Here is an 8,869-nt window from a genome sequence, read left to right on the forward strand (position 1 = left end):
CCACCGAGGCCGCTCGAATCCTGGGCACGCCTCCACTTTACGGATATCCGCCGACCGGGACGACGGCGACGGCACGTTTCCCGCAGGAGGCGGCCGGAGCGGGCCCGTGAAAGCCGGGCGGGCGCACCGCGCGGCGCGGGGCAGCTCCACGAAAGCTCTGTGGCGGACCGGCGGGCCGGTCAGCGGCCTATGTCCGCCAGCTTCGCCCTCAGCTGGAGGACCGACTTGGTGTGGATCTGGCTGACCCTGCTCTCCGTGACGCCGAGCACGTGGCCGATCTCGGCGAGGGTGAGGCCCTCGTAGTAATAGAGCGTGACCACCGTCTTCTCCCGCTCGGGAAGGGTGTTGATCGCGCGGGCGAGCAGCCGGCGCAGCTCGCGGTCCTCGGCCACCTCGACGGGGTCGTCCGCGGCGGTGTCCTCGAGCGTGTCCATCAGACTGAGCCGCTCACCGCCCTCGGCGCCGACGTGCAGCAGGTCCTCCAGCGCCACGACGTTGGCCAGGGACAACTGGCTGAAGACGCTGTGCAGTTCCTCGACGGCGATGCCCATCTCCGCCGCCACCTCGGCCTCGGAGGGCGTGCGGCGCAGGGCCGCCTCCAAGGTGGCGTACGCGCGCTCGACGGCACGCGCTTTCTGGCGGACCGAGCGCGGGATCCAGTCCAGGGCCCGCAATTCATCGATCATCGCGCCGCGGATACGGGTGATGGCATAGGTCTCGAACTTGATCTCGCGCGTGGGGTCGAACTTCTCGATGGCGTCGATGAGTCCGAAGACCCCGGAGGAAACGAAGTCCGCCTGCTCGACATTGGGCGGCAGTCCGACGCTGACCCGCCCCGCCACATACTTCACCAGCGGCGAGTAGTGGAGGATCAATTGCTCCCGCAGCCGGTCGTCGCCCGAGGCCTTGTACGACCGCCACAGCTCATCGAGCGTGGAGGGTGCGGGAGGGCGCACGGGCCCGCGTGCTGCGGGCGGTGCCGCCGCGCGATCGGACCCGGAGGTGTGCTGGGGCATTCGTCGTCTTGAGCCGTTCTGCTGTGACGTGAATGGAGACGTGACGTGAATGGGGACGTGAATGGAGTGGTACGAATGGCTGGATTCCCGTGAGCGTAGCGTGACTGATGCGCTGCGGTGCGCGAGGAAGGCCCCTTCGGTCGATATGCGGATACGTTCACTGGCCGCGCTCCCGAAGTGCGGCTGCCGGGGGTGCCCGGCGGCCGCGGCGGGTCGGCCGTATCGGCTCCCGCGGTCACCCCCTTAACCCTTTCACCCGATCGCCCCAGGTCAAGAACCGCCTCGCCGCACGGAGGGGCGCCGTCCGGGGGGCTTGGTGGTGCCGGATGTTGACGTCGGGCCGGTCAACTTCCAGTGATCACCGCAGCGTTCGACGAAGCCGAGGGCCTGGAGTTCGTGGAGATGGTGGAGGGTCCGGTCCCGGTCACGACCGGCGTCGCGGGCGATGAGCTCGCGGTCGCCGCCCGCTCCTCCCGGCACCGCTTCGAGCACCGCGGCCAGCGCGGGGGTGAGCAGGTCCCGGGGCACGACAGGGCCGCGCCGCTCGGGGGCGAGCTCCCCCATCCCGCCGACCAGTTCGGCGATCTCGGCCGCGTCGGTCACCACGCAGGCGCCCTCGCGCAGGAGTTCATGGACGCCCGCCGAGAGCCCCGAGGTGACCGGGCCGGGAATGCCCATCGTGTGCCGCCCGAGATCCCGGGCGCGCCGCGCCGTGACCAGGGAGCCGCTGCGGTACTGCGCCTCCACGACCACCGTTCCCCGGGTCAACGCGGCGATGACACGGTTGCGCAGGACGAAGCGGCTGCGTGTCGGATGGCCGCCGGGCGGCAACTCGGCCAGCACCAGACCCTGTTCCGCGATCCTGCCGATCAACTCGGTGTGCCCGCGGGGATAGGGCACGTCCACCCCGCAGGCCAGCACGGCCAGGGTGGCCCCGCCGGCGGCGAGCGCCCCTCTGTGCGCGGCGCCGTCCACGCCGTAGGCCGCGCCGGAGACGACCGCCCAGCCGAGCTCGGCGAGTCCGGTGCCGAGGGTGGCCGACACATAGGAGCCGTAGTCGGTGCAGGCCCGGGCACCGACTACGGCGACGGACCGCAGGGCCCACAGCCGGAGATCGGCCTCGCCTCTGGCCCAGAGCCCGATGGGCCGGGCGTCACCGAGGTCGTTCAACTGGGCCGGCCACTCCCGGTCACCGGGGCAGAGGAAGCGGCCGCCCAGTCCGGCCACCCTGCCGAGGTCACGGCGTGGGTCGAGCGTCGCCGCCCGCGCCCGGCATCCCGCGAGCCGCTCCTTCCCGGCACCCGGGGGCGGCGGTCCCGCTCCGGTCAGTCCCCGCACCAGCTCCTCGGCGCCGAGCTCCCGCAGCCACCGCCCCACCTTCTCGTCCCCTGGCTCGGTGAGCCGTGTCAGCGCCACGCGCGCGAGCCGCTCCCCAAGACCGGGCGCGGGCTCCTCCGGCTCCACCGATTCCGGCACCAGCGATTCAGGCGCCGGGCATCGCGGCTCCGGGCTCCCCGGCCCCGGCCCGGCCCCGGCACCTCCGCCTCCCTCGCCCGGCCCCTCCCCCGCTCTCCGGCGGCCGCCCATCATCCCGCTCCCGCCTCGGCCGGAACCCTCCTGACGACACCGGTGCGCAGGTGAAGGGCCTGGGCCACGTCCTCGGCGTCCGGGCGGTCGTGTCCGGCGAGGTCGGCTACGGTCCAGGCGACCCGGAGGACCCGGTCGAGGCCCCGGGCCGTCAGCAGGCCGCACTCCATGTCGCGTTCGGCTTCGGCGAGGGCTCCGGGCAGGGGGTGCCATCGGGTGCGCAGCTCGTGGCCCGGCATCTCGCCGTTGGTGCTCCACGGGGTGGCCCGATAGCGGGCGGCGGCCCGCTCCCGTGCTTCGCGCACCCGTGCGGCCACCGTCTCGGTGCTCTCCGCGCCGTCCCGCCCGGTGAGTTCGGCCCGGGTCACCGCCTCCACCCTGACCCGCAGGTCGACCCGGTCCAGCAGTGGGCCCGACAGCCTGGCCTGATAGCGGCGGATCGCGTTCGGCGAGCACTCGCACTCCTCCCCCGGCTGCGAATGCCGCCCGCAAGGACAGGGATTCGCGGCCAGGGCCAGCAGGAACCGCGCGGGCATCTGCATCATCCCCGCCGAGCGGGCCACCACGACGTGCCCGGCCTCGAGCGGCTGCCGCAAGGCGTCCAGCGCCCGTCCGCTGAACTCCGGGGCCTCGTCCAGTTTTCCCGCCTAGCTACTGCTGTACGCCATGTCTGTTGAGGGCTGTGACCGGGGACATCCCGACCTCGTTTGCCGACCGGCGTCGTGATGTTCGCGATGTCAGCACGGTCGGCATGGAGGTCACATGGCACAGAGACTGGCGACGGGCCAGCTCAGGGTGCAGAAGGTGCGGCACCGGGACGGCAGCCGTTCGTACACGATCTTCGACTCGATGAGCGGGCTGCATCCGGCGGCGGAGCGGTATCTCGCTCCGTACGCGGGCAAGGGGTCGGACCGGACGTATGCGTATCTGCTGGTCGACCACCTGCGGTGGCTGGAGTACGAGGGCCTGACGCCCGAGACGGTGGTCTACCGCGATCTCCAGCGGTACATGAAGGCGGTCGGGGCCAAGGTCTCGATGCCGTACGGACAGCCGTGGCGGGTGGGCAAGCGCCCCTATCAGAACGACGCGCTGCGGGGTGCTGCGGCCTGCCTGAAGGGCTTCTACCTCAAGCAGGCCGAGCTGAGCATCAACACGGATCTCCGTGATGCCCTGGACCTGAAGCGGCTGCCGACGCAGGCGGACCGGGACCGGGCTCTGCTGGGGCACCTTGCACGGAGCATGGACGCGAACCCGCTGGCCCCGGAGCCGGTGCGGCGCCGGCACAAGAAGATGTTGCCGGAGGGGGCTCGCGAGGTCCTGCTGGAAGAGGCCAACTCGGCTCGCGACCGGATGACCGTGGAGTGGCTGAGCGACGGCGGTCTGCGCATCGGCGAGTTCTGCGGTCTCCACCTGTGCGACCTGCACTTGCGGGAGAACGCCACCTGCGGCGAGTGCCGGGCCCCGCACCTGCACGTCTGCCACCGCGGTGGTCTGGTCACCGACGCCCGCGCGAAGACGAAGTGGCCGTGGGAGTTCGACGGCGGGGTGATCCGGGGCGGTCTGATCAAGCGGGTCAGCCCGGCGATGATCCACGCCTACTTCGACTACATGATGAACGAGTATCCGCGCGGCGCCGCCCACGGGATGCTGCTGGTCCAGCAGCACGGGCCCGGCAAGGGGCTGCCCTGGGCGCCCGAGGGCGCACGCAAGATGCTCAGGCGGGCCGGCTTCCGCGCGGGCCTGGGGCTGATCCGCCCGCACATGTTCCGCCACACCTGGGCGAACGCCGTGCTGGACGCCGCGGACGGCAACCTGGTCATCGTCCGGGACGCCGGCGGCTGGGCCTCGACCCAGACGGTCGAGGAAATCTACGCACACGTCGATGTCAACGACCCCGCCTTCAACACGGCCCTGCTGACGGCGTGGGGTGAGATGCAGTGAGTGACATGCTGCTGCCGCTGCACACCATCACCGACCCGGCCCGGCGGAGGGAGACCCGCGACCGCCTGGAGCTGCTGACCGCCCTGCTCGGCGGCCCGCACGTCGAGCCGCTCTTTCGCGAGACACTCCTCGAGGTTCCCGCTGACCACCCGGTCTTCGGCTGGCTCTGCCGCGTGGAGGACTGCCACCACTCCCGCACCAACGCCCGGGACCTGTGTCACCCCCACAAGATGGAGTGGGAACGCGGTCGCCGGGAAGACCCGCAGCTGACGCGCCGCGAGTTCCTGCGCGAGGCGAAGCCCGCGAAGTTCTACGACCGCATGGGCGAGCCCCCGGTCTGCCGGATCTGCCAGGTCCGTCCGGCCCGTCACCACGGGCTCGAGCTGTGTCTGGCCCACCACGGCCGCTGGAAGAAAGCCCTCTCTTCGGAGCCCGTACTGGTCTTCGAGGACTGGCTCGCGACGCAGACCGAGCCGTTCCACGGCTACGGGGACTGCATCGTCGCCTCCTGCCAGTCCCTGTCCTGCAGCCCGCTCAGGCTCTGCCGGGTCCACGAACTCCGCTACGACGCGGAGGGCCGTCCCGGCCATGCCATGCGGCCGCCGAAGTGGTTCAACCGCTACGAGATGGTTGGCAAGCCCGTCCCGATCCTCTACGGGGACAAGGCCACGTTCCTGCGCTGGTGCAAGACCACGCACCCCGTCTCGCGGGCCGGCACGATCAATCTCCAGGGGCTGCCGCCGCTGGTGACCGCGGAGCTTCAGTGGACGTTGTTCGCTCACACGCAGCGGGGCGCCCACACCTACTGGCCGACCTGGTGGATCCAGCAGCTGGTGAATCTGGTCCGCGACCGCCGCGTCGGCTCGCTGACCGAGCTCGCCGAGGAACGCAGCACCCTGGACTCCCGCAAGCGCTTCATCCTGCACGAGGCCCTGACCGAGCTGCGGATCATCTACTTCACGACGGAGGAGACGAAGGAGGCCGGCTACATCGAGACCGAGCACTTCGGCGTCAAGTTCCCGCAGAGGCACAGCAACTGGGACCTCACGGACGTGCCCCAGCGATGGCTGCGGGACCTGCTCTGGGACCATCTCGCCAGCCGGCTGCGATCCCCGAAGGGCCCTCGCAGCACCGGTCCGCTCGACAACGACCGGCGGGCCTGCATCGAGCTGGGCGCCTTCCTGGCGATCACGGCGCCCAAGGGGGGACATGATCCGCGGCTGCTGGACGCGGAGCACATGCAGCGGTTCGTCACCGACCACAACCGGCGGATCCGCGAGAACCTGCCCTCTCTGGGCGTCCGCGGTCACCACGGGAAACCGAGCAAGGTCACCGCGAGCACCGGCCGCTTCATCTTCAACCACGCTCGGGCGATCTTGCGTTTCGCCCTGGACACCGGGCTGGCCGAGGAGATCGGGCTGTCGAGGAAGTTCATCGTGGAGCTGCCGACCGGCGGCCCGTCCACCCTCAAGGCCCGGCGCCCGTTCCCCGACCCGGTCGCCCGGGCCCTGGCCGCCCCGGCGAACCTGGACATGCTCGCGGACCGCTACGACCCGAACAACCACGGGGTTCGGGACGCCTGGGAGGCCCTGGTGTTCACCGGCCGCCGCTGCAACGAAGTGCTGCGGCTGAGGCTGGACTGCATCACGGTCCACCGCCGTGTTCCGTTCCTCTGGCACGACCAGACCAAGGTCGGCAACCTCGACGAGGCGATCCGCATCCCCGAGACGCTCTACCTGCGGCTGCAAAAACGCCAGCAGATCACCCTCGACCGGTTCGAGGACCGCCACGGCCGGCCACCCACGCCGAAGGAGCGGGCCCAGCTGGCCCTGTTCCCTTCCCGCAGCCGCAACCCGAAGGGCACGGTCTCGATTTCGTACACCTTCTTCCATACCGGCTTCAGCAGCTGGCTCGAAGACCTCGACCTTGGCGCCTGGGTCCCCCACCAGGCCCGTCACACCCTGGCCACCAACCTCCTCAAACACGGCGCCGGCCTGCACCACATCAAGAAGTACCTCGGCCAGGTCTCCCAGCGGATGGCCGAGCACTACGCGAAAGTCGCCTCCTCCGAGATCGACGACGTCCTGGAACGCGTCTGGGTCGCCGGCCCCGGCGCCGCCGAGCCCGGCAAGCTCCTCATCTCCCCCGACGAGAAGATGACCAAGGCCGAAGCCGAGGCGATGGCCCTGGACCTGGCCCGCGGCAGCACCCCGGCCGAGGGCGGCTTCTGCACCTTCCAACCCGTCGTCCGCGGCGACGCCTGCCCCTGGGAGCTCGACTGCCACAACTGCGACAAGTTCGTCATGTCCGGCGCCGACCTCCTCTACTGGCGCCGCAAGGCCGAGCAGTGGCGAACCCAGGCCGAACGCGCCCCCAGCGACGAGACCGCCGACTACCTGCACCAGCTCTTCGAGCCCACCGCCCGCGCGATCGAGGGCCTGGAGAAAGCTCTCGCCGCCATGGGCCTGCTCGAGGAAGCGCTCACCATGGATCTACGGCGGCCTCAGGACTACTTCCACCGGATGTGGACTCTGGCATTTCGGTCCGTGGACCTCGCGGAACTGTCCGACGACGAACCCGATGAAGACGCCGACGAAACGGAGGAGGCCCAGTGAGTGATCCGAAGATCCCTGCGGCTCGCACCGCCCGAGCTCTCGAAGTCCGACGACAGCGAACCGACGCGAGCCTCGGCCGGATCAACGACGCCCTGGAGCAGATGATCAGAACACGGACACCCATCACCGTCGCCTCGGTCGCCCGGCAGGCAGACGTCTCCCGCACGTTCCTCTACGAACACGCCGACGCGCGGACCCTCATCAGCGAAGCCGCCAGCCGGGCCGCCGGCCGCCGCGTCCAGGACCGACAGGCCGAGCAGGACGCGATCGAAGCCTCGTGGCGGGAACGGGCCCTGAACGCGGAGGACGCCCTCAAAAGCGCTCACACCGAGATCCTGGCCCAGCGCGAACGGATCGCCGAGCTCCTCGGCCAGGTCCGTGACCTGCAGACCGCCTGGACCGAGGAGGACATCGTCCGCCTCACCACCGAAAGCGCCGCACTGAAAAAGCAGGTCCGCCAGCTCACCACGGAGAACAAGTCGCTGACCAGCAAACTGTCCGCCGCCCGCGACAACGTCCGCTTCGCCGACAAACGCATCGCCGACCTCGAAGTTCGCATCGCAGAGCGGAACTCGACGGAACTGTCCACCTGATCCTGGCCTGAGGAACTCCGTCGGAAGGAGCTACAACCTGTCGAGACCGGCGAGACCGGAAGGACTCCCGGTCTCGACAGGCGACACCGAAACCCCAGTGTCACGCTGGCATGGGAGGTGTTTCTCATGCCTGTGACCCACCTCGCGACGCATCTCGACCTTCACATGGTCGGCCCGTCGAACGTCTGCCCGTGCAACACTCCCGATGAGGCCCTCCCCGTCCGGGACGGACCCGCAGTGGCTGCGGAACTCGGAGGGCGAAAGCTGCTTCATTTCCTGATGTTCCACAACGTGGGCACCTTCCGGCATGGAACCACTCGGGAAATTTATACAACTCCGACTCCTTACCCGGAGGAAGAGACAATTCGCTCATTGGCGCTGCCCGGAGCGGCCTACGCTCGGAAGCATGCACTGGTTCTCGATCCGCAAAAGCTGAAGAAGATCGCGGGCCCAAGGCACGTGGCCTGGGGAAACGCTTTTGAGTACATCCTGCTAGACGGCTTCGAAGCGGAGGCCATTGCATCGAAGTGGGAGATTGCACTGTGGTGACCGCCAACGAGGTATACAGCCAGTGGGCAACGACCGTGCATGCGCTTATGAAGGAGCTGCTGGACGAGCGCCCCGAGGTGGTCCGCGACTACAAGCCGATCACGAAGGGCGGGGATCGCCACGGAGCCATGGAGTGGATGTTCTATTCACAAGGAACTTCCACCGATCCGCTGGATCGCCTCGCATCCGTCGGCGTGATCCCTCAGCCCAGCTCCGACAGAGCTGACCTCGAGTTCAGCTTCGGAGCACGACTCGGTGATCGATACACGCGGAAAATTGCCTCCTACCTGGACATTCAGCACAAGGATCTCGGCCTGGGCGAGATTGCCAAAGGCATCGAGGATGCAGTCATGCAGGCCGAGGCCCTGACCGAAGAGGACCTTGGCGCAGTCATCCCCAACCTGTCCTGGTGACAGCCTGCGAGTCACTCCACGACTCCGTCGGCCCGACGGTGCCCGCGGAGACCACCTGATTGAGCGATCCTCTGCGGCACCCACTTCACATGGCGAACATGCTCGTTAGCCAAGGCGCAGGTCACAAGCCCTTCGCAGCCTCCATGGCCGGAAAA

7 protein-coding genes and 1 pseudogene are annotated in these 8,869 nt (G+C 69.3%); 5 read left to right on the plus strand and 3 right to left on the minus strand.

The annotated features are described in order from the left end of the window. Positions 1 to 179 precede the first annotated feature (179 nt). The 3 genes and pseudogenes from whiG to ACFY1P_RS32680 form a co-directional block, all read right to left on the minus strand. On the minus strand, positions 180 to 1,016 hold the full coding sequence (gene whiG / locus ACFY1P_RS32670) for an RNA polymerase sigma factor WhiG (protein ID WP_116214125.1): 837 nt from the start codon (positions 1,014 to 1,016) through the stop codon (positions 180 to 182). A gap of 270 nt (positions 1,017 to 1,286) precedes the next feature. Further along, positions 1,287 to 2,603: a DNA-processing protein DprA gene (dprA, locus tag ACFY1P_RS32675; protein ID WP_390752661.1), complete on the minus strand. Its 1,317-nt coding sequence runs from the start codon at positions 2,601 to 2,603 to the stop codon at positions 1,287 to 1,289. Then, positions 2,603 to 3,241, minus strand: a pseudogene (locus ACFY1P_RS32680) (ATP-binding protein); the annotation flags it as partial. The gene dprA and the pseudogene ACFY1P_RS32680, both read right to left, overlap by 1 nt. A 124-nt stretch (positions 3,242 to 3,365) precedes the next feature. Here ACFY1P_RS32680 and ACFY1P_RS32685 point away from each other — a divergent pair. The 5 genes from ACFY1P_RS32685 to ACFY1P_RS32705 all read left to right on the plus strand — a co-directional run bounded on the left by ACFY1P_RS32685 (position 3,366) and on the right by ACFY1P_RS32705 (position 8,714). Further along, positions 3,366 to 4,544, plus strand: a complete 1,179-nt coding sequence (locus ACFY1P_RS32685; protein WP_390752662.1) for a tyrosine-type recombinase/integrase — start codon at positions 3,366 to 3,368, stop codon at positions 4,542 to 4,544. A gap of 5 nt (positions 4,545 to 4,549) precedes the next feature. Then, a complete protein-coding gene (locus ACFY1P_RS32690; RefSeq protein ID WP_390752668.1) occupies positions 4,550 to 7,159 on the plus strand; it encodes a tyrosine-type recombinase/integrase in 2,610 nt (869 codons plus the stop codon). After that, on the plus strand, positions 7,156 to 7,752 hold the full coding sequence (locus ACFY1P_RS32695; RefSeq protein ID WP_390752663.1) for a DUF6262 family protein: 597 nt from the start codon (positions 7,156 to 7,158) through the stop codon (positions 7,750 to 7,752). Before ACFY1P_RS32690 ends, ACFY1P_RS32695 begins: the two co-directional genes overlap by 4 nt. 126 nt (positions 7,753 to 7,878) lie before the next feature. Continuing rightward, positions 7,879 to 8,301: a hypothetical protein gene (locus ACFY1P_RS32700; RefSeq protein WP_390752664.1), complete on the plus strand. Its 423-nt coding sequence runs from the start codon at positions 7,879 to 7,881 to the stop codon at positions 8,299 to 8,301. Further along, entirely contained in the window at positions 8,298 to 8,714 is a 417-nt protein-coding gene (locus ACFY1P_RS32705) for a hypothetical protein (protein WP_390752665.1), read from the plus strand. The genes ACFY1P_RS32700 and ACFY1P_RS32705 overlap by 4 nt, the downstream gene beginning before the upstream one ends. The last annotated feature ends 155 nt before the right edge of the window (positions 8,715 to 8,869 follow it).

This window comes from Streptomyces sp. NPDC001407 (assembly GCF_042895325.1).
Taxonomy (GTDB): domain Bacteria; phylum Actinomycetota; class Actinomycetes; order Streptomycetales; family Streptomycetaceae; genus Streptomyces.